We start from the raw sequence: 19,777 nt of genomic DNA, 5'->3' as shown, positions 1-19,777 counted from the left end.
AAACAAAATCACTTTATTGTGCGCATAAAAAAAGACGCACAAGCGTCCCATTTTAGGCAGCTTGTTCCCTACGCAGGTATTAACCTGATCAGGTTCACGGATCCCGCTTTCGCGATCTCAGCCAAAAACTAATTACTTAGCTTTGGCACTCCGACAAGTATTGATATATAAATTCTGTTCGTTAATTTGAAGGTGTTATCCATCAAATCTGCGCTGAGTGTACGTCAGTTAAAAACTGCCCGCAAGGGGCTGTTTTTCAAAAACTTAAAATTATTTAGGGATAAACACAAATGTTTGCTCGCCTTGCATGACTAATTGCTGGTCTTGCATTTTAAGCTCTGCACCTTGCTTTAAGGCTTGTAATAACTGCTGCTCAAACTCATCAAGGTCTTCGCCGCACGACTTGCGCGTCATTCCTAATTTACTTACGGTAAGGTTACTTTCTTCAAGCGAGCCTTCACCAAAAAATTTGTTACAGCCAGCAAAACCGTTTACTTGCAGTGCTTCAATAAAGCTCATTGATGCATTAAACGAAGGTGGAATTGCTAAACCATCAACACGTGATAATTGCCATTGGGTGTATTTAAGCTGCTCACTGGTAACCGTCCCTGTTGATGCGCAACCAACACATAAACCGACTATAAGCATCGGTATTGCTGCTAATTTCATGTTACTACTAACTAATTGTCTAATTAATGTAATTGTAACAATATTTATGCCCTTTATCCGTTAAAAATGCATGTTTTAAATGTAAATTTTTGTTCTATGATAGTTCAAAAGTTATGCGATTAAGTACTAAGTTGTAGTTTTGAACACGTTATCTATTTGCTCTGGTAAAAACGGTCTACCTTTTTCATTAACAGACGTTCCTATAACCAGTGCATTGAGTATTACTTTTTCATCGCTTTTGCGTATGACCGTTTGCTTAAACGCAAATTTTAAACGACTAATACGCTGCGGCTCCACAGCCACATAAAATTCATCACCTGGTAATAGTGAATGTTTATAGTCCATTTCGCTGCGCATCACGACTAGATTAATTTTATCTTTCGCTAATTGAGCAAAATCAATACCGTGTGCGTACAAAAATTCATGGCGAGCATGCTCTAAATAATTAAAATAAACACTGTTATTTACGATACCTTGTAAGTCACATTCGTAATCACGTACTTTGAAGTCAACTTTAAAGGTCATATTAGTAATCCTGATTATTTAACGTATAATTGCCGCGTTTATAGCACATGTGTTTAAATAATTGCTACCATACGAGTCCCTAAAATGGAGTTAAGTAACCCAATGAACTTACGTTTGTCTTTAATTACTGCCGCACTTTTACCGCTGCTTGGTGCACCAATTGCAGCTAACGCTGATGATAGCGACCTAGAAAGAATTGTTGTAACCGGCGATTTTCAGCGCGAAAGCATTCAAACTTTAAGCGCGAGTGCGAGCTTATTCAGCGAAGATGAAATTAATCAACGTGGTGCAAGTTACTTAGACGAAATGTTAGGCAGTACCGCCAATGTAAATTTTGCATCTGGTGCATCGCGTGGTCGTTACATCCAAATTCGTGGCGTGGGACTTCGTTCACAATTTGTAGATCCTATTAATCCATCTGTAGGCTTAGTTATTGATGGTATTAACTATTCTGGTCTTGGTGGCAGCTCATTATTATTTGATATAGACCAAGTAGAAATTTATCGTGGCCCACAAGGAACACGCTTTGGCGCAGACGGTATGGCCGGTATGATCCAAATGGGTTCAGCTAAAGCCACGAGCGATCCAAGTTTAAAATTACAAGTAGGTGCTGGCACGTACAACACCCGCGAAGCAGGTATTGCAGCAAGCACAGGCTTAACAGATGACACTAGCGCACGCGTTAGCTACTTTCGTAGAAAGTCAGACGGTTACGTAGATAACTTGTACTTAAATGACGAAACACAAAATCAAGACGAACAAGTAGCGCGTTTTAAAATAAACAGCCAGCTTACAGAGCATTTAAATACTGAGCTAAACCTTCACTATATTGATATAAACAATGGCTATGATGCGTTTACGCTTGATAACAGCCGCAATAGTGTTGCCGATGAACCAGGCCAAGATAATCAAGAAAGCTACGCTATAGGTGTCAAGAATACTTACACGGGTTTTGACGCTTTTGATGTAAATCTAAACCTATCGGCTATCGATACCGAATTACTTTACAGCTTTGACGAAGACTGGGTATGTAACGATACAAGTGAGCCAAAGTTATGTGCTGCTGGCTTACATCCAGATGGATACAGCTCAACCGATCTTTACAGCCGCGATCGCGACGATCAGTCTGTAGATTTACAGTTTAATTCTAAAACGGGTAACTGGGTTGCGGGTATTTATTACCAAAACCGTGACGTTGATTTAGAGCGCCAATACACATGGTTAGCAAGCCCGTTTTCTTCAACTTACGAAACGAGTAACGTTGCAGTATATGGTCAAGTAGCGACTCCAATTGGCCCTAAAACAACATTAATTACAGGTTTACGTGTAGAGCAATACCAAGGCGACTACACCGATAGCAATGGCTTTGTACAAGACACCGACGACGTAATGGTTGGCGGTAAAATTGCGCTAGAATATCAAGTAATTGATCGCACTATGATCTACACCAGTATTACGCGTGGCTACAAAGCTGGCGGTATTAACTCAGAAGCGCTTGCTAAAGCCAAAGATGAAGGCTTAAACCTAAGCGCTGATTTTTTCCAGCAACACACCAGTTTCGACCCTGAATATTTATGGAGCGGCGAATTTGGTGTTAAAGGTTCATCACTTGATGACAAATTTACGCTTCGCTTAGCTGCATTTTACATGCACCGCGACGATATTCAGTTAAAAGCATGGCAAGTAGAAGGTCAGCAATTTACCGGTTATGTTGATAACGCAAGTTCTGGTAGCAACTACGGATTAGAAGTTGAGGGTAGTTACCAACTAACTGATAATCTATTTTTAACGGGTAGTGCTGGTTACTTAAACACTGAAATAGATGACTTTGTAACGCAGTCTGGCTTAAACCAAGACGGTCGTGAGCAAGCACAGTCACCTAAATACCAGTATGCGTTTACTGCTCGCTATAACTTTACAAGTGAGCTTTACGGTATGATTGGTGTTGAAGGTAAGGACGACTACTACTTCTCAGATAGTCATAACTCACAAGCACCAAGCAGCAACTTAGTTAATTTAAGCTTTGGCTACGAAGCAGACATGTGGGCAGTTCGCGCATGGGCTCGTAACGTGTTTGACGAGACAGTCCCTACACGTGGTTTTGAGTTTGGTAACGATCCACAAGATGGTTACGCAACGCATACCTACACACAATTAGGTGAGCCTCGTGTTGCAGGTGTTACGTTTACACTTAATCTGTAAAGCACAGCCGTTGGCTTTCAAATGAAAGCTACAGCAAGCAAATAAAAACACCGCGTTTAAATTAAACGCGGTGTTTTTATTTGTAGGTGAGGTTTTATACCTCGCTTTTTATAAAGTTAAATTACATGAGCGCGAAATAAATTCGCACATACAGATTTAGCGTATGTTGTTGGGGTTGATGTTTATTGTAGGTGAGGTTTTATACCTCGCTTATTTATAAAGTTAAATTACACGAGCGCGAAATAAATTCGCACCTACAGGTTTAGCGTATGTTGTTGGGGTTGATGTTTATTGTAGGTGAGGTTTTATACCTCGCTTTTTTATAAAGTTAAATTACACGAGCGCGAAATAAATTCGCACCTACAGGTTTGGCGTAGGTTGTTGGGGTTGATGTTTATTGTAGGTGAGGTTTTATACCTCGCTTTTTTATAAAGTTAAATTACACGAGCGCGAAATAAATTCGCACCTACAAATATTACACCTACGCCTACAGGCTAAGCATTACGCTCTTTGCACATCAAACGCGATTACGTCTTTAATTTTTTCTTTATTTGTTGCGAGCATTACCAACCTATCAATCCCCAGAGCCACCCCTGCGCATTGTGGTAATCCATGTTCTAGCGCTTTAATTAAACGTGTATCCATTGGTACTTGCTTTAAACCGTTGTTAGCGCGGTATGTGTTATCTTCATTAAAACGTTTAGCTTGCTCACTGGCATTTGTGAGTTCGTTAAAGCCGTTAGCCAATTCCATATTTTTGTAATAAAGCTCAAAGCGCCCTGCTACGCGTGCATCATGTTCACAAATTTGTGCAAGTGCCGCTTGAGAAGCTGGAAAATGATAAACAAAACACGGTTTTTCTTGTCCTATTGTTGGCTCCACTTTCATACAAAATAATAATTGCAGTAAGGTATCTTTATGCGTTTCATTTTGGGCTATATCAGCAAACCCCTGCTTAAACGCTAGTTGCTTTAATTGCTCTATGCTTGCTGTTAAAGGATCGAGGCCGAGTGCTTGTTCAAACGCTTGCTGATAAGTAAGTCTAGTTGCAGGCGCGACACCTAAAACAAGTTGCATTAACTCATCCATTTCATCCATAAGTGTAAATTCATCAAAGCCTGGGCGATACCATTCCAGCATAGTAAATTCAGGATTATGATGGCTACCCGCTTCTTCATTTCTAAATGCTTTACAAAGCTGAAAAATAGCGCCTGAGCCTGCTGCTAACAAGCGTTTCATGGCAAACTCTGGAGATGTTTGTAAAAACAGAGGAAGCCCACCAGCATGCCCTGGACCTACAAATTTGGTATTAAAACTAGCTAAGTGCACATCGGTTACACTGGCAGCACTTAAGCTTGGCGTTTCTACTTCTAAAACATCACGTGCATAAAAAAATTCACGGATGCTACGTAATATCGCTGCGCGTTGTTTTAGTGTTTCAATGCTTGCGCTTGGGGCCCAAAGATCTGCTGACATATTTTCTCCAAAAAAAATCCCAGCGTAAGCTGGGATTTTATAAACAATGTTAAAGCTTACTTAACACGGCTTACGTATTCACCGTTACGAGTGTCTACTTTAATTACTTCGCCAATTTGTACGAATAATGGAACTCGTACCACAGCGCCTGTGCTAAGCGTTGCTGGTTTACCACCAGTACCCGCTGTATCGCCTTTAAGGCCAGGATCAGTTTCAGTGATCTCAAGCTCAACAAAGTTAGGTGGTGTAACAGCAATAGGGCTGCCGTTCCATAATGTAATTGTGCATAAATCATTTTCAACTAACCATTTTACTGAATCGCCTAGTGCTTTTTCGTCAGCAGCAATTTGCTCAAATGTTTCGTTGTTCATGAAATGCCAAAATTCGCCGTCTGTGTATAGATACGCTAAATCAGTATCCATTACATCAGCACCTTCAACTGATTCACCCGATTTAAAGGTTTTTTCAAGCACCTTACCAGAGATAAGTTTACGGATACGAACACGGTTAAACGCCTGGCCTTTACCAGGTTTTACCATTTCATTTTCTAAGATACTGCAAGGCTCGCCGTCCATCATAATTTTTAGGCCGCCCTTGAACTCGTTGGTGCTATAATTCGCCATCGTTTCCTCTATTTATATTTTTTCGAGTAATCTACATGCCAATGATACAAAGAAATGAAGCAAATTTGCATAAAAACTGGCAAAAAGAATTAGCAAATGTAGTTACCTGCCCAAAAACCTTGCTTGAAATGGTCGGTTTATCGAGCCAAGTCCATGAAAACGACCTAAAAGCCCGTAGTTTATTTCCGGTACGCGTGCCTATCCCTTTTATAAAAAAAATACGCAAAGGCGATCCAAACGATCCTCTTTTGCTACAAGTTATGCCACGCCACCAAGAGTTTTTGACTAAATCGGGTTTTAATAAAGATCCCCTAATTGAGCAAGATAACGACCAACCAGGCCTTTTACATAAGTATAAATCACGTGTTTTAGTGATGTTTAAAACAGGTTGTGCTGTAAATTGTCGTTATTGCTTTAGAAGGCATTTTCCGTATCAAGAAAACCAGCTTAATAAAAAAAGCCTTCTAGAAACACTGAGCTATATAAAATCAGATAGCAATATAAACGAAGTGATTTTAAGTGGTGGCGATCCACTCATGGCAAAAGACGATGCAATAAGCTGGTTTTTAGATGAACTTGAGCAATTACCACAAATTAAACGAATGCGAATTCATAGCCGTTTACCAGTAGTTATACCTGCGCGAGTGACCGATGAGTTATGTGAACGATTAGCAAAATCGCCATTAAAAATTATTTTTATTAATCACATAAACCACGCAAACGAAATAGACGCTGATTTTAAAGCCGCTATGCAAAAGCTTAAACAAGCAAACGTAACGCTTCTAAACCAAGCTGTAATTTTAAAAGATGTGAATGATACGCTCGATGCACAAATAAATTTAAGCGAAGCGTTATTTGACGCAGACGTATTACCGTATTATTTGTATTTGCTAGATAAAGTTGAAGGGGCCAGCCACTTTGATATTAATGAAGCGCAAGCAATTGAAATAATGGCAGAGCTATTAAAAGCTCTGCCTGGATTTTTAGTGCCTAAATTAGTAAGAGAAATCGGTGGTCAAAAAAGTAAAACACCTATCGACCTTAAGCTAATTTAAAACAGCATTTAAACATATATATTCACGTTGTTACCCAGTGATGCAGTCGCCGATTTAGCCGGCGTTTGCGCACTTGACGATTGCGCTGCACCTTCAATAAGTGCAAGCGCCGCAGCGCCATCAGCTAATTGCTGTTTTTTAGACAAAGCAGCAGTGTAAAGCTCACTGCCTTGGCCTGAACCAGACATAGCTGGTAAATTTCCACCTGATATATTCATAATTATAAGCCTTAATCAACCTGACTTTTAAATGTAATCCACGTATTATGTCGGCCATGCAGCACAAAGCTTTAGGAAAACCATGGATTCTATTATTGAACAACTCAACACTAACTTAAAAATTGTTTATCGTCAGGCACTTGATGCCGATAAAAAATTAGACGAATTACAACAACAAGGCCATGGCAAATTTAAAGCCTTATTTGCACAAGATGCCGGTTTTAACTTTGAAGCTAAACGTTTTAAGCCTTATGTTCTTGATGTAGCCGCTGACGTAGAAAGCTTATCTAACGATGGTTTTGATGAAGAAAAGCTTAAAACAACCGTTATTAAGTTACAGCAAATACTCACGCTGTTAGCTACTTTTAAGTAATAAAAAAATCAGCTTAAAAAAATGCCGCTATTTAGCGGCATTACTATTTTAAGTTAATCTAAACTTGGTAGTATTTGTTCACCAAACCACTCTGTTAGTAAACGTTTTTCGTAATAGAATGATTCGTCGCGGCCCATTTTAATTTTATCCATAAAGCCCATATCTTTAAGCTCCACATCAGTATCTTTACTTAGCACCGTACCGTCGTTATCGGTTAACGAATAATCTAGCTTAATGCGTGGAAAATAAATGGGTTTCACTACACGAATTTCATCCATACCGCCATAACGCACATCACCCGCTAAATCTAAATCAGTAAACTCTACGTTTAATTTATAATCTTTTGGCAATTGTTCGGCTAGTTTAGCCATATGCTTTTCGAAACTTGCTGCCACACTTTTGTGATATGAGCTCTTAGTTTGATTTGACGCTCGCACATCACGATAATCATTAAAGTCATGCCATTTAACAACAGACTCGCCCGCATGGGCAAGTGCAGGCAATGCGATAAACATTGTTGCTGCTATTTTTTTAACTAAATTCATATCTTTCTCCAAAGAGGTAGACCAATCACAAAGGTGTAGATTGGAATAAACCTAGCATTAGCTATTACTAAACCCAGTTTAGCACTTGTTTATTAACTATAACTTAATCTTACGTATAAAGTGTTACTTATAGCGAGCAAAATGTAATCAAAATTATTAATATTAATTCATATAAATATCATGATTTACTGTAAATAATAAAAGTCACAGATAAAGCATGTAAACCATCTCAATTTATGGTGAAATTAGCTTAATTGATAAAAGGTACCCACGGAGCTTTCATGACTATTTTAGTAACCGGTGGCGCAGGCTATATTGGCTCGCACACTGTTTTAGAACTTTTACAGCAAGGTAACGATGTTGTTGTTATTGATAATTTAAGTAACTCATCACAAGAATCACTTGCGCGCGTAAAGAATATTACAGGCAAAGAAGCCACTTTTTACCAAGGCGATATTCTCGATAAACCCTTTTTAGACTCTGTATTTGCAAAACACACAGTTGATAGTGTTATACATTTTGCAGGTTTAAAATCAGTGGGCGAGTCGGTTGCAAAGCCTGTTGAGTACTATCAAAACAATGTACAAGGTACGCTTACGCTTGTTGATGCAATGCGCGACGCAGGCGTATTTAAGTTAGTGTTTAGCTCGTCAGCCACGGTATACGGCGACCCTGCAAGCTTACCAATTAAAGAAGACTTCCCTGTAGGTGGTACTACTAACCCTTACGGCACATCTAAATTAATGGTTGAAATGATGCTGCAAGATATCGCTAAATCAGATGAGCGCTTTGCGTTTGCTATTTTGCGTTACTTTAACCCAGTGGGTGCACATGAGTCGGGCTTAATTGGTGAAGATCCTAATGGTATCCCAAATAACCTTTTACCGTTTATCGCACAAGTAGCTGTAGGTAAATTAAAGCAACTCGCTGTATTTGGTGATGACTACGACACAGTTGATGGCACAGGCGTGCGCGACTACATTCACGTTGTAGATTTAGCTATTGGGCATTTAAAAGCGCTTAATAAAATTGCCAGCAGTACGGGTGCATTAGTTTATAACCTAGGTACTGGTAATGGTTACTCTGTACTACAAATGGTTAATGCATTTATTAAAGCAAGCGATCAGGCTGTGCCATATCAGGTTTCACCTCGCCGCCCTGGTGATATTGCAGCGTGTTATGCCGCACCAGAAAAAGCACTTAATGAACTTGGCTGGGAAGCAGTACGCGGTATAGATGAAATGATGCAAGATACGTGGCGTTGGCAGTCAAATAACCCAAATGGTTATAAAGGTTAATTAAAACAAGCTTCGCCCTTAAAATAAGTGCGCGGTATCGAGCCGCGCATACCGAGTATCTTAAATACCGAATTCAATTTGTGGCTGCGTCGTAGGAGTAGAGCTTGCTCACGCGAAAAGCGCAGCTTTTAATTACTTCTATTTAATTACTTATATCCAATATTTAATAAAGAGCATCTTCGTTATGTCTGCGCCCACTGTCTTAGCAAGTTATGGTACACACCCGTCAACTGAATAATCTCTTGGCTATCTTCTACTTTGCTGCGCAAACTTTGAATCGACATATCTAAATCAAAGAGTAAACCACGTTTTTCGTCGCTGTTTACCATGCTCTGTAACCAAAAAAATGAGGCTAATCTACGCCCACTCGTTACAGGCATTACACGATGTAAACTCGTTGAAGGGTACAACACCATACTGCCTGCTGGCAGCTTTACGCTATGCGAGCCATAAGTGTCTTCAATAACAAGTTCACCGCCCTCGTAGTCTTCGGGGTCATTAATAAATAACGTCATTGATACATCTGTACGAATTTTTACTGGCGTACCCGGCACTTGTCTAATCGCATTATCTACATGCACACCAAACGATTGCCCACCTTGATAACAGTTAAAAAGCGGAGGGAAAATTTTTGCAGGAAGTGCAGCCGACATAAACAAGTTACTGCGCGCAAGTGCTGCCATAATAATGTCGCCAAGCTCTTGGCATTCAGGACTATTTTCAGGTAGCTGTAAGTTATTTTTTGCTTTGGTTGATTGATGACCTGCGGTAATACTGCCATCGGCCCACTGGGCTTTAAGCAAAACCTCATGGCAATACGCCACTTCTTCTTTCGTTAATAGCTCTGGAATTTTAACTAGCATGTGCGCCCTCTCACATTTTCATCAAATAATTAAGGGCAGAGTTAACTCTGCCCTTTTATGCCATACTTATTTTACTCTTAGAAAGAGTAGCTCGCTGTTAAGCTAAACTTACGACCATCACCCGGTACAAAGTGTCCACCACCTAACTGATCAACGTAATCTTTATCACCTAAGTTTTCACCATTAAACTGCAGGCTCAAATCTTTTGATATGTCATATGCAACCATCAGGTCAAAAATAGTATAACCTGGCGCACGAGAGCGTGTTGACGTAGTGCCGTTGTAACGCTCACCTACATATTGCGCACCTAAACCAAACGATAACTTATCCGACATATCGTATGTAGTCCAAACACTTGCGCTATTTTTAGGTGTACGTGCAAGCTCGTTACCAATTTGAGTTGCGTCGTCGCCTAATGCTTTAGTTACTTCGCTATCTTGGTAAGTGTATGAAGCAATTACAGTCCACTCTTTAGTAATTAGGCCAGTTGCTGAAAGCTCTAAGCCTTGTACGCGCTGTTCACCACCGAGTATTTCATCACTTGAGCTATCTGCAAATGGGTCATCAGTACGGGCATTGGTTTTTTCAGTACGGAAAAGTGCAGCATTAGTTTGCAGGCGACCATCCATTAGGCTCCATTTAGTTCCTAATTCATAACTGCGGCTTTCTTCTGCGTCTAAATCAGCTGCATTTGAACGCGTAGATACCGTTAGGCTTTCCGCTGATGGATTGAATGAATTACCTGCGCCTAAATATACACTGCCGTTCTCTGTAGGTTTATAAACTACAGCTGCATTCCAGCTAAATAAGTCGTCACTTGTAGAAATTAAAGCGCTTGGGTCATTGTAATCGTTGTGATAATCCGTAGTGAAGCTATCAAAGCGAATTCCGCCTGTAACTTCCCACTGCTTGTTAAGTGTCACTGTATCAAATGCATAAATAGCTTGGTTTTTAGCTTTAGCTTCAATGCTTGTACCGTCACGGCCATACACACCCGTAAATGCAATTGTTGCATCAGGATTGTATAAGTCGTTGCGTATTCCATCTTCAATTAGGTTATCAGGTGTAGTTGCAACAAAGTTATGACGTGTAAACGTTTCGTTTGCAAGTTCAACACCCACTACAACATCGTGAGTAAAGCCAGCAAATTCATAGTTACCAATTAAATCAACTTGAAGTGCAGCAAGTGAATTTTCTGTATCACGTGTTTTTTCATCTGCAAAGGTAATGTCAGTATCTGTTGTAACCGAGAAATAACGCGGTGCAGTTGTTACTGATTCACGTTTAACTTTACCTAAACGACCTTGCACACGTAACGTAGTATTTTGAGAAAAATCATACTCATAACGAGCTGTCGTTGAGTAGGCTTCAATATCTTCATAATCACGGTAAATATTACCGTAAAAGTTATCAAAATCGACAGGAGAAGGTGAGCGCGCGCTATCTGCAAGTTCAGCTACTGGCGTATCACTGTAAACCCAAGGAATACCGTAATCTGGTAAATTGTCTTGGCGCTGATACTCTAGGTTTAAATCAAAACGGCTGTTTGTACCAAGCCCTGTTGCAAATGCAAACGCAACAGCATTTGTTTCGTTTTCAATATGGTCACGACCTGCAACATCACCTTTATCAGTAAGAAGGTTTATACGTAGTGCGCTTGTGTCGTTTACTTGAATGTTAGTATCAAAACGACCACGGTAATCGTTTTCTGTGCCTAAACGTAGCGAAACGTCGTTAAAGTTGTCTAACCTCGCCTTTTTACTTTCTAAATTAACACTACCACCTGTTGCGCCACGACCAGAAACTGCTGAGCCTGGGCCTTTTGCAACTTCAACGGCTTCAATGTTGTAAATATCACGTGTATAACCTGCAACATCGCGAATACCATCTACAAAAATATCATTTGTAGCACTAAAACCACGAATCGACATGCTATCGCCAGTAGGTGAACCACCCTCACCTGCTGCTAAAGAAATACCTGAAACATTACGCAAAGCATCACGCAAGCTATCTACGTTTCTATCTTTCATTACCGCTTGGTTAATTACCGTTACAGTTTTAGCTGTATCGAGTAGCGGTTGAGTGTATTTATGCGACGTTGATTTTTCTACAACATAGCTAGACTCAGTTTTAGTTTCTGCTTTGGTTACCGATAGTTCTTGAACATCCTGTGCACTTGCCCAAGTTGAAAGCGTAGCTGTAACAACCGCTGCAATTGGCTTCACGTACGCATTTCCTTTATTCGATGGCTTACTCATGGTTACTCCGTAGTTTTTATTAAGCACTTAACTATTGTTAATTTAAGGTACATATTTAATTTCGGCGAAATCCTACCACCCAAACAACGCAATGTAAACGATAACTGTTATCAATTGCATTGCTATGTAAATTCCTATATTGTATACACACTCAAAAATTAACAGTAATTACGTCCTTGTAATTACTTGTCGTAACTTTCAGGATTGTTGTTAAGTAATGCGAAGCTTAATTAAACCAATTAGCGTAGTTATCGCGCTTTGTAGCACCATGGCAGTAAAAGCCGACACTGTTAGTGAGCTAGAACAACTCGTTAATAAATGGCTACAAATAGAAAATCAAAACACAGAATTAAACACTCATTGGCTTGAACAAAAAAGCAGCATGAAGCAAACCTTAACGCTTCTAAATGCTGAGCAGCAGCAACTTAGCGAGCTTAATCAGCGAAGAAAAAAAAGCACCAGTGAGCTTGCCCAAAAACGCGAACAGCTTGTTACTCAGCAATCAGAACTTGAAAATGATCAACAGCAATTGAACGACCAACTAGCACGTATTTCTGGGCAATTACTTTCATTACAAGTGCAATTACCCCCGCCACTTTTAAGTAGTTGGAAAAACACTGGTGATTTAACCGACTCACAACTCAGTACAACTGACAAATTACAAACAGCGCTAAAAATGCTGACCCTACTTAATGATTTTCAACAACGTATTTCAATTCACGAAATGGCTATTAAACACCCTGACGGGCAAGAAGTGTGGGTAAAGCAGCTTTACTTAGGTGCAGCTCAAGCATGGTTTGTAAGTGAAGATTTAAGTTACGTAGGTATTGGTTTTCCAAGTGACTTAGGTTGGCAGTGGGAATTTGACCCAAGTATTAATGCTGAGCAAGTTGCACTGGGTATTGCTGTACAGCAAAAAAAACGCGCTGCTGATTGGGTAACACTCCCAATATTAAGTTATGTAAATAAAAACCAGCAAGGGGCTAAATAATGGCTACTAACAGCATAATTGCAGCATTTAGCGCCACAGTGTTACTTTTTAGTGCAAATATTTCTTTTGCAGCTAGCAGTGATGATGCTAAACAAAGTATTTTAAGTGATATTAAAACAGCGCAACGTACTCTAAATAAAACTCAAAATAGTATTTCAAAAGAGCAAGCTACCCTTGCAAAGCAAATTTTTACCAAGCAGCAATCGCTCAGTAAATTACGCGCGCAAGCAGCCGTTAATCGCCGCCTAGCTGACGAAAATACGTTAAGCCTCGATCAGTTACAAACCCGATTAGACACTTGGCAACAGCAGCAGCAATATCAATTAAACTTACTTAGCCGTTTTGTGCGCCAAAATACCAGCAACAGTGCTAGCAGTAACGAATCGACTAATAATCAAAACGAGTTATTAAACCGCGTTATATCGCAAATTAATAATCAAGAACAGGCACTTTACCCACACTTTAATAAGCAATCGATTGTGCTCAGTAATGGCGAATTAAGCCAAGCTAGTACTCTTCAAGTAGGCCCTGTTGCATGGTTTAGTACGCAAACACCTAAACTTATGGGCTTATTAAATTTAGATGATGAATCTAATGCGCTAAAAGTAGCGTTAGTGCAATCAACAAGTGACGATAACCCACTCGACAATACTTTAAATCAAAACGGTGCAGGCTCAACATTACTTACTTTTGATCCTAGTTTAACGCACTTAGTCACGAGCCAAGCTCAACAAGAAAGTCCGCTTGAACACTTAGAAAAAGGCGGCTTATGGGCTATCCCTATTATTTTGTTTGCCTGCTTTGCACTAACTATTGCGCTATTAAAAGCCGCACAACTACTGCGTTTAAGTAAAATTAAAATGCACTCTCAAATGCAATTACAGCAATTTTTTAAAGCTGAAAATAGCAGTGAATTTGCAGGCATGCAGCAGCAGTTATTTAACTTAACGCTGCAAAGCGAAAAAGGCCAAATACGAGACGATCAATTATTTAATCAATTAATTCACGATAAGCATAAACTCGATAACTTTATTGGCGCTATTGCCGTTACAGCTGCAGTAGCTCCACTACTTGGCTTGTTAGGTACTGTTAGCGGCATGATCGAAACATTTAAAATGATGACCTTGTTTGGCTCAGGCGACCCAGAAGTTGTATCGGGTGGTATTGCACAAGCCCTTATAACAACTGAATTGGGTTTAGTCGTTGCCATCCCTGCTCTGGTATTAAATGCACTGCTATCGCGTAAAGCAAAAGCGTATTACAGCCAACTAGAAGGCTTTGCATTACAGCTTAGTCAACTAGAAAAAGGAGAAACCAATGTTTGAGAAAATCGTTAGTAACCCTATTTGCTGGTGTATTCTTTTACTCGCTTTATTTGTATACCAGCTGATTTTTCATGACTTACTACACCTTAAACAATACCAAGCGCAGCGCAAAGGTTACTGGCAAGAGGTTAGCTCTATTTTAACAGCAGCGCTTCCGCTACTTGGTTTATTAGGTACCATTGTTGGTTTGCTTGATACATTTAAAGTAATGGCGCTGGGCCATAACGAGTTAATGAGTGACGCCATTGGTGATGCATTACTAACAACTCAACTGGGCCTTGTGTGCGCTATTCCTGCGTGGTTAATGCAAGCGTATTTAGCGTATTCGCAGCGTAATCCTAAATTACATACATTAAGTAAGCAGTTAGGGTAACACTATGCAATCACGTTTAAAGCACAAGCTAGAGCAAGAAGCGGGGCAACATATTGATATGTCGCCGCTACTTGATGTGGTATTTATATTGCTAATATTTTTTATTGTTACAACCGTATTTGTACGCGAAAGCGGCGTTGAAGTTGATAAACCACAAGCCGTATCGGCCAGCCGCCTTGAGCAGCAAGTTATATTTTTAGCAATAACCGACTCTCAACAAGTATTCTTTGATGGTAGCCAAATTGGTGTGGCTGGTGTACGTAGTAGTGTCGAACAAATGTTAAAACAGCAACAACGCCCTGTAGTTATTCAAGCTGATAAAACAGTACCTACTGAGTTACTTGTTCAAGTAATTGACGAAGCAAAGCTGGCAGGCGCGGCGCAAGTTAACTTAGCGACCAAGCAATAATATGCACACGATTGACTCGTTTCAAAAAACAAAAAACAATCGCCATCCACTTTTTGCGTTTGGCCTTAGCTTAATTGTACTTAGTGCTGCATTACTACTTTTATGGCTTGGGCAACTTGCAGAGCATCATATAAAAGACAAAGTAGTTGTGCGCGAAATTGCCATGGTGGCACTGCCACCACCTCCTCCACCATCAATATCGCAACAGCAAACAAGTGAGCCAATGCAGAGCTTAGCGGTAGAAGGTGCAGGCGCGTCTATTCAAGCCGTAAAAATTAAGATCACCAGCAATTTAAGTATTGTAAAACCCGATACACCCAACGTAAAAGTAAACGCGCCACAATGGCAATCAATGAGTGTAAATTGGGATGCATTTAGTCTAAATCAACTCGATGGTCTCCCAACTTTGCTTACTCCTGTTAAGGCCGTTTTACCAAAAAGCTTAACCCGTCGAGGTGTTGATGTATTTACTGTAAAACTCGATGTATTTATTGATGAAAGTGGCAAGTTAAGTTTAATTGAGGTAGTACAAAATCCATACCCTGAACTTAAACCAGCTATCGACAAAATTATTAAACAAAGCCGCTTTAGTGCACCTAAAAAAGAGGGTGAAACCGTACGCGCTCGCTTTATTTGGCCAATCGAATTTAAACCTTAAGCCTATTAAAATGAAAAACATGAATGTAATTAAAACGCTAAAACCATTAACTCGCGCAGTTATCACTACTTTAATGTGCTCACTCCCTTTATTAGGTGTAAGTAGCGTGCATGCAAGCGCCGTGAGTACACCATTAAAAAGTGCGCCACTAAAAGTAACTTTATCGCCTAGCGATCCAACATGGCAGTTAGCTATAAATAATAAATTACTGGGTCCTACAGAAGTTCTTATTGAGCCGACCGAGCGCGGTTTTGCTCGCCAAGTACAACCACTATTACAAGCCGGTAATTACAGTGAAGTTGCGGCGTTATTTAAAGGCCGCGATATAAATCAAGATAGCACCGCTTTAAACTTATTACGTGCACAAGTACTGCTTTCAACAAAAGACTTTAATAACGCTGAACTAGCTTACTTAGCGTGTTTAAAAGCCTCACCTGATTTAGTAAAAGCACATCAAGGTTTGAGCCTTTTATACATGCAACAAGCAAAGTATGACAAAGCGCAAACGCACCTAGTTCACAGTATTGAACTTGGCCAAGCTGATGCACAAAGTTATGCGCAACTTGCTTATATACACGTGCAGCATAGCCAACCTTGGAGCGCAGTAGCGGCGTACCGCCAAGCGCTTATGCTAGCGCCAGAAACAAGCCAATACCAACAAGGGCTATTGTTTGCGCTAATTGAATCGGGTGACTTAAATCAGGCAAATGCATTATTAAAAGAATTACTTAATAAAAGCCCTGATAAAGCTGAACTTTGGCTACAACGTGCACAAATAGCATTACAGCTTGATCACAAAAAGCAGGCGCTTGCTGCTATTGAAGTGGCCTTAAAACTCAATCCTAAAGATACCAGCAACCAGCTTTTAGCTGCCCAGTTGCATTTAAGTGAAGGCAGCACTGAACGCGCTGTTAGTTTATTAAAGCAAGGTTTAACACACGCAAATAAAAAACAGCAAATTGAGGTTATTAATACCACGATGCAAACGCTAGGCTGGCTTGTATCGGAGCAAAAATGGAATTTAGCTAAAGATCTAATAGGCAGCGCAAAAAGATTAACTAAGCAGCTACCCCTTGATGAACAAGCTCAATTTTCTGTATACAGTGCACAACTTGCTATGCAGCAAGGTAATACTACGCGCGCTCTTAAAAGCTTAAATAACGCACTTAAAATAAGCCCGAATTTAGGTGATGCCCTACTTAGTTTAGCGAGTATTTATCGCAGTAAAAATCAGCTTACCCAAGCTAAACTTATGTATGTTCGTGCACAAGCCCTACCTGATTATCAACTATCGGCATGGCTTGGGTTATCGCAAATAGCGATTGATTCTAAAGACTACTCGAGCGCGCTAAAGCATCTTAGAAAAGCATTACAAGCTAACCCACAACGCCAAGACTTAATTACTAATATTCGCGCCCTTGAGAATATAGTGCGCCAAGAGGGGTAAGTTTAAGCCGTGGTTAAACTTTCTTGTAGACACAGCTTGCTGGCGTGATGGGCAAAGCTCGTAATTTCTATGCTTAAATGTTTTCTCATTTACTCCTCTTTGTGCAATAAGATCTTAAGTGATTTATTCACAAAGAGGTTTAGAGGGCGCTGCGCTTTAGAGAAGTAAAAATACATAATTACTATTGTTTTATGTTTTCTCATTTACTCCTCTTTTGCTTCTCTTTGTGCAATAAGATTTTAAGTTATTTATTCACAATGAGGTTTAGAGGGAGCTGCGCTTCTCACGTGAGCAAGCTCGTCTACAATATATATAAAGCGTTACCAATTTTGCATTTCGACTATGCGTGATTGCGTGCGTGCATATTCAAAGCTCAGTTTTTTACCTTTATACAAATGTTCAATGTCGGTTTGCGCATTTATTACCAGCAATTTATGGCAATCGTAAAACTCATCTACTAAGGCAATAAAGCGCCGTGCTTCGTCGTCAAAGATGTGCTCATCAAGCGTTTGTTTTTCGCGTTGGTAGCTATCTTCTATACCGTGAACAATAACTTTACCCGTTGCTTTAACACCCATTTGCGGCACGTTCGATACATATAACACATCAAATTGCGTTGCTAAAAACATATAGTCGTTAGCACTGCGCGGGCCTGAGCATAGCGCCATAAAATCAATCATCAAGGCGTTATCGGCTTTAAATAAATAAGGTAAATTGCGGCCATGTACACTAATTGTATTTCTATATGTTACCTCTGCATAAGAAACTAAAAACTCATTTTCAAAATCGTGATTTGATAAATTAATAAAATAGTGACGACTATTTTTACCGTATCTAAAGCGGTGATCGTCCTCGCCTGCCACGTTAATTATATGGCAGTGACTATTAATTAAATCGATAGTAGGTAAAAATCGCGCTCGTTGCAGGCCGTTGTAATAAAGCTGCTCTGGCTTTGCGTTCGATGTAGCCACCAGCACAACACCTTGATCAAACAATGCATTGAACAATCTCGCCATAACCATAGCATCGCCAATGTCGCTCACAAAAAATTCGTCAAAACACAGTACTCGAATATTTTTAGCCCACTGTTTTGCAATCAGAGTTAATGGATTTTTTTGACCTTGTAGCTGCGTAAGTTGGGCATGCACTTGCGCTATAAAATGATGAAAATGCAGCCGCTGCTTTTGCTCAATAGGTAGGTTTTTATAAAATAAATCCATCAACATAGATTTACCTCGCCCTACGGGTCCATATAAATAAACCCCCTTTATTAAGGGCGCTTTTTGCCACCATGATGGGTGAGCTTGAAGTTGCTCGCTTAGCGTATTTAAAGCTTCCACTGCATTTTGCTGCGCAGCATCAAAACACAGTTCACCTGTGTCTATTTTTGCTTGGTAAAGGCTTAAAATTTGTGTGCTGTGCACTGTCATGGTATTTCACTATCGGCTATAATCGCGCCCATTGTAGCCGACTAAAAATGTGAACCAAAATGAAATTCCCTTGCCGCCTAGATAAATTTATTAGCCACTTAGCTGAAATACCGCGCACGCAAGCCCGCGCTAGTATAAAGCGAAAAGAAGTAAGCGTTAATGGCGAAGTAATCACATCACATAATTTTCAGCTAGCCCAGCAAAATGAAGTACTGCACCAAGGTACACCTTTGGTATTTTTAGGTAAGCGCTATTACATGCTAAATAAACCTGTTGGCTATGTATGTGCTAACAGTGACGAGCTACATAAAACTGTTTTTGACTTACTTGATGAGCCAAATATGAGCGACTTTCACGTGGCAGGTCGCCTTGATATAGATACTACAGGGTTAGTTATTATTACTAATGATGGCGATTGGTCACATAAAATCACGTCACCTAAAAGCAATAAATTTAAAACCTACCTAGTCGAAACTCAAGAGCCTATTACCGATGAAGCACTTGAGCAATTACGAACAGGTGTCATGCTGCATAACGAAAAAGATTTAACCCGCCCCGCTATAGCTGAGAGACTTGCTAATTACGGACTGCGTTTATCAATAAGTGAAGGTAAATATCATCAGGTTAAGCGTATGCTTTACGCGGTAGACAACAAAGTAGTTGAGTTACATCGCGAGCAGATTGCGGGAATTACCCTAGATGAAAACTTGGCTAGCGGTGAATATCGACTATTAACAACTCAAGAAATTAAGCTATAAAAGCGCTTTAAAGGAGCCTAAGGCTTGGATATACTAGGGCGTGTTGAACTTTGTGGATTGAAATTTGTTCAATCTAGGGGCGATTTAATCGCGGCGCGAGGTTTGTAACCTAGTGGGCTAAGTAAAAATCGAGCAACAAAGAGTTAATCGCCCCTAGAAAGAACCCAAAGGGCAGAGCATGTTTGGCATTTATGCTGCGTTATCGCCTAATTATGGGGAATAACCACACTACATAGGCTCTGCCTTGCCTAAAAACCAAACATACTACTGCAAATTCAACC

The 19,777-nt window shown here is 40.0% G+C and carries 20 protein-coding genes and 1 riboswitch; of the genes, 11 read left to right on the top strand and 9 right to left on the bottom strand.

From position 1 onward, the window contains the following. Positions 1–48 precede the first annotated feature (48 nt). Positions 49–163: riboswitch (TPP riboswitch) on the bottom strand. A gap of 107 nt (positions 164–270) precedes the next feature. Next, positions 271–669, bottom strand: coding sequence for an META domain-containing protein (locus QL995_RS02855; RefSeq protein ID WP_010555269.1), 399 nt, complete (start codon positions 667–669; stop codon positions 271–273). Positions 670–795: 126 nt separating this feature from the next. Further along, a complete protein-coding gene (locus QL995_RS02850) occupies positions 796–1,194 on the bottom strand; it encodes an acyl-CoA thioesterase (RefSeq protein WP_290292567.1) in 399 nt (132 codons plus the stop codon). A gap of 84 nt (positions 1,195–1,278) precedes the next feature. Here QL995_RS02850 and QL995_RS02845 point away from each other — a divergent pair, with 84 nt between their 5' ends. After that, positions 1,279–3,396 carry a TonB-dependent receptor gene (locus QL995_RS02845; protein WP_290292565.1) on the top strand — a complete coding sequence of 706 codons (2,118 nt, stop codon included), beginning with the start codon at positions 1,279–1,281 and terminating at the stop codon, positions 3,394–3,396. Positions 3,397–3,897: 501 nt separating this feature from the next. Here the strand turns inward: QL995_RS02845 and epmA are convergent. Together epmA and efp are read right to left on the bottom strand one after the other, a co-directional pair. Next, complete coding sequence (gene epmA / locus QL995_RS02840; protein WP_290292562.1) at positions 3,898–4,872, bottom strand: elongation factor P--(R)-beta-lysine ligase; 975 nt, start codon at positions 4,870–4,872, stop codon at positions 3,898–3,900. A 56-nt stretch (positions 4,873–4,928) separates the two neighbouring features. Further along, positions 4,929–5,495 (bottom strand): elongation factor P, encoded by a 567-nt coding sequence (efp, locus tag QL995_RS02835; protein WP_010555265.1) that lies wholly within the window; start codon positions 5,493–5,495, stop codon positions 4,929–4,931. Positions 5,496–5,536: 41 nt separating this feature from the next. Between efp and epmB the strand changes: the two genes are divergently transcribed. Beyond that, entirely contained in the window at positions 5,537–6,550 is a 1,014-nt protein-coding gene (gene epmB / locus QL995_RS02830) for an EF-P beta-lysylation protein EpmB (protein ID WP_290293415.1), read from the top strand. Between the two features lie 8 nt (positions 6,551–6,558). Here the strand turns inward: epmB and QL995_RS02825 are convergent, their stop codons facing one another. Further along, a complete protein-coding gene (locus tag QL995_RS02825) occupies positions 6,559–6,768 on the bottom strand; it encodes a hypothetical protein (protein WP_024600329.1) in 210 nt (69 codons plus the stop codon). An 82-nt stretch (positions 6,769–6,850) separates the two neighbouring features. Between QL995_RS02825 and QL995_RS02820 the strand changes: the two genes are divergently transcribed. Next, complete coding sequence (locus QL995_RS02820) at positions 6,851–7,141, top strand: prephenate dehydrogenase (RefSeq protein ID WP_290292556.1); 291 nt, start codon at positions 6,851–6,853, stop codon at positions 7,139–7,141. Between the two features lie 53 nt (positions 7,142–7,194). Here the strand turns inward: QL995_RS02820 and QL995_RS02815 are convergent, their stop codons facing one another. Further along, the gene (locus QL995_RS02815; protein ID WP_290292553.1) at positions 7,195–7,686 is read right to left on the bottom strand and encodes a DUF3016 domain-containing protein; all 492 of its coding nucleotides are present in this window, start codon (positions 7,684–7,686) and stop codon (positions 7,195–7,197) included. Between the two features lie 281 nt (positions 7,687–7,967). Here QL995_RS02815 and galE point away from each other — a divergent pair, with 281 nt between their 5' ends. Further along, positions 7,968–8,984 carry a UDP-glucose 4-epimerase GalE gene (gene galE / locus QL995_RS02810; RefSeq protein WP_024600327.1) on the top strand — a complete coding sequence of 339 codons (1,017 nt, stop codon included), beginning with the start codon at positions 7,968–7,970 and terminating at the stop codon, positions 8,982–8,984. A gap of 182 nt (positions 8,985–9,166) precedes the next feature. Here the strand turns inward: galE and QL995_RS02805 are convergent, their stop codons facing one another. Both QL995_RS02805 and QL995_RS02800 read right to left on the bottom strand, forming a co-directional pair. Then, positions 9,167–9,847, bottom strand: a complete 681-nt coding sequence (locus QL995_RS02805) for a Fe2+-dependent dioxygenase (protein ID WP_170071664.1) — start codon at positions 9,845–9,847, stop codon at positions 9,167–9,169. Between the two features lie 77 nt (positions 9,848–9,924). Further along, complete coding sequence (locus QL995_RS02800) at positions 9,925–12,105, bottom strand: TonB-dependent siderophore receptor (RefSeq protein WP_290292550.1); 2,181 nt, start codon at positions 12,103–12,105, stop codon at positions 9,925–9,927. A 217-nt stretch (positions 12,106–12,322) separates the two neighbouring features. Here QL995_RS02800 and QL995_RS02795 point away from each other — a divergent pair, with 217 nt between their 5' ends. Genes QL995_RS02795 through QL995_RS02770 form a run of 6 tightly spaced genes read left to right on the top strand, consistent with a single transcriptional unit; the run spans position 12,323 to position 17,308 of the window. Beyond that, the gene (locus tag QL995_RS02795) at positions 12,323–13,096 is read left to right on the top strand and encodes a DUF3450 family protein (RefSeq protein WP_290292547.1); all 774 of its coding nucleotides are present in this window, start codon (positions 12,323–12,325) and stop codon (positions 13,094–13,096) included. After that, positions 13,096–14,421, top strand: coding sequence for a MotA/TolQ/ExbB proton channel family protein (locus QL995_RS02790; protein WP_290292544.1), 1,326 nt, complete (start codon positions 13,096–13,098; stop codon positions 14,419–14,421). The genes QL995_RS02795 and QL995_RS02790 overlap by 1 nt, the downstream gene beginning before the upstream one ends. Then, a complete protein-coding gene (locus QL995_RS02785) occupies positions 14,414–14,794 on the top strand; it encodes a MotA/TolQ/ExbB proton channel family protein (protein ID WP_002960812.1) in 381 nt (126 codons plus the stop codon). The genes QL995_RS02790 and QL995_RS02785 overlap by 8 nt, the downstream gene beginning before the upstream one ends. Before the next feature lie 4 nt (positions 14,795–14,798). Continuing rightward, positions 14,799–15,203 carry a biopolymer transporter ExbD gene (locus tag QL995_RS02780; protein ID WP_010555259.1) on the top strand — a complete coding sequence of 135 codons (405 nt, stop codon included), beginning with the start codon at positions 14,799–14,801 and terminating at the stop codon, positions 15,201–15,203. 1 nt (position 15,204) lies between these two features. After that, positions 15,205–15,861: an energy transducer TonB gene (locus tag QL995_RS02775; RefSeq protein WP_290292541.1), complete on the top strand. Its 657-nt coding sequence runs from the start codon at positions 15,205–15,207 to the stop codon at positions 15,859–15,861. 19 nt (positions 15,862–15,880) lie between these two features. Continuing rightward, complete coding sequence (locus tag QL995_RS02770; protein WP_290293412.1) at positions 15,881–17,308, top strand: tetratricopeptide repeat protein; 1,428 nt, start codon at positions 15,881–15,883, stop codon at positions 17,306–17,308. A 320-nt stretch (positions 17,309–17,628) separates the two neighbouring features. On the opposite strand, the gene zapE is transcribed toward QL995_RS02770, so the two are convergent. Next, positions 17,629–18,738 carry a cell division protein ZapE gene (zapE, locus tag QL995_RS02765; RefSeq protein ID WP_290292540.1) on the bottom strand — a complete coding sequence of 370 codons (1,110 nt, stop codon included), beginning with the start codon at positions 18,736–18,738 and terminating at the stop codon, positions 17,629–17,631. A 59-nt stretch (positions 18,739–18,797) separates the two neighbouring features. On the opposite strand from zapE, the gene rsuA reads away from it, so the two are divergent. Next, complete coding sequence (gene rsuA, locus QL995_RS02760; RefSeq protein ID WP_290292536.1) at positions 18,798–19,496, top strand: 16S rRNA pseudouridine(516) synthase RsuA; 699 nt, start codon at positions 18,798–18,800, stop codon at positions 19,494–19,496. Positions 19,497–19,777 lie beyond the last annotated feature (281 nt).

Source organism: Pseudoalteromonas sp. APC 3358 (genome assembly GCF_030408075.1).
GTDB classification, from domain to species: domain Bacteria; phylum Pseudomonadota; class Gammaproteobacteria; order Enterobacterales; family Alteromonadaceae; genus Pseudoalteromonas; species Pseudoalteromonas arctica.
The sequence above is the reverse complement of the archived record's forward strand: the minus strand, read 5'-3'. Positions and strand labels throughout refer to the sequence as shown.

What these genes read in the sequence shown, in the direction of transcription:
- QL995_RS02855 (WP_010555269.1), bottom strand. Translation starts at nt 669, where the DNA reads ATGAAATTAGCAGCAATACCGATGCTTATAGTCGGTTTATGTGTTGGT.
- QL995_RS02850 (WP_290292567.1), bottom strand. Translation starts at nt 1,194, where the DNA reads ATGACCTTTAAAGTTGACTTCAAAGTACGTGATTACGAATGTGACTTA.
- QL995_RS02845 (WP_290292565.1), top strand. Translation starts at nt 1,279, where the DNA reads ATGGAGTTAAGTAACCCAATGAACTTACGTTTGTCTTTAATTACTGCC.
- epmA (WP_290292562.1), bottom strand. Translation starts at nt 4,872, where the DNA reads ATGTCAGCAGATCTTTGGGCCCCAAGCGCAAGCATTGAAACACTAAAA.
- efp (WP_010555265.1), bottom strand. Translation starts at nt 5,495, where the DNA reads ATGGCGAATTATAGCACCAACGAGTTCAAGGGCGGCCTAAAAATTATG.
- epmB (WP_290293415.1), top strand. Translation starts at nt 5,537, where the DNA reads ATGATACAAAGAAATGAAGCAAATTTGCATAAAAACTGGCAAAAAGAA.
- QL995_RS02825 (WP_024600329.1), bottom strand. Translation starts at nt 6,768, where the DNA reads ATGAATATATCAGGTGGAAATTTACCAGCTATGTCTGGTTCAGGCCAA.
- QL995_RS02820 (WP_290292556.1), top strand. Translation starts at nt 6,851, where the DNA reads ATGGATTCTATTATTGAACAACTCAACACTAACTTAAAAATTGTTTAT.
- QL995_RS02815 (WP_290292553.1), bottom strand. Translation starts at nt 7,686, where the DNA reads ATGAATTTAGTTAAAAAAATAGCAGCAACAATGTTTATCGCATTGCCT.
- galE (WP_024600327.1), top strand. Translation starts at nt 7,968, where the DNA reads ATGACTATTTTAGTAACCGGTGGCGCAGGCTATATTGGCTCGCACACT.
- QL995_RS02805 (WP_170071664.1), bottom strand. Translation starts at nt 9,847, where the DNA reads ATGCTAGTTAAAATTCCAGAGCTATTAACGAAAGAAGAAGTGGCGTAT.
- QL995_RS02800 (WP_290292550.1), bottom strand. Translation starts at nt 12,105, where the DNA reads ATGAGTAAGCCATCGAATAAAGGAAATGCGTACGTGAAGCCAATTGCA.
- QL995_RS02795 (WP_290292547.1), top strand. Translation starts at nt 12,323, where the DNA reads ATGCGAAGCTTAATTAAACCAATTAGCGTAGTTATCGCGCTTTGTAGC.
- QL995_RS02790 (WP_290292544.1), top strand. Translation starts at nt 13,096, where the DNA reads ATGGCTACTAACAGCATAATTGCAGCATTTAGCGCCACAGTGTTACTT.
- QL995_RS02785 (WP_002960812.1), top strand. Translation starts at nt 14,414, where the DNA reads ATGTTTGAGAAAATCGTTAGTAACCCTATTTGCTGGTGTATTCTTTTA.
- QL995_RS02780 (WP_010555259.1), top strand. Translation starts at nt 14,799, where the DNA reads ATGCAATCACGTTTAAAGCACAAGCTAGAGCAAGAAGCGGGGCAACAT.
- QL995_RS02775 (WP_290292541.1), top strand. Translation starts at nt 15,205, where the DNA reads ATGCACACGATTGACTCGTTTCAAAAAACAAAAAACAATCGCCATCCA.
- QL995_RS02770 (WP_290293412.1), top strand. Translation starts at nt 15,881, where the DNA reads ATGAATGTAATTAAAACGCTAAAACCATTAACTCGCGCAGTTATCACT.
- zapE (WP_290292540.1), bottom strand. Translation starts at nt 18,738, where the DNA reads ATGACAGTGCACAGCACACAAATTTTAAGCCTTTACCAAGCAAAAATA.
- rsuA (WP_290292536.1), top strand. Translation starts at nt 18,798, where the DNA reads ATGAAATTCCCTTGCCGCCTAGATAAATTTATTAGCCACTTAGCTGAA.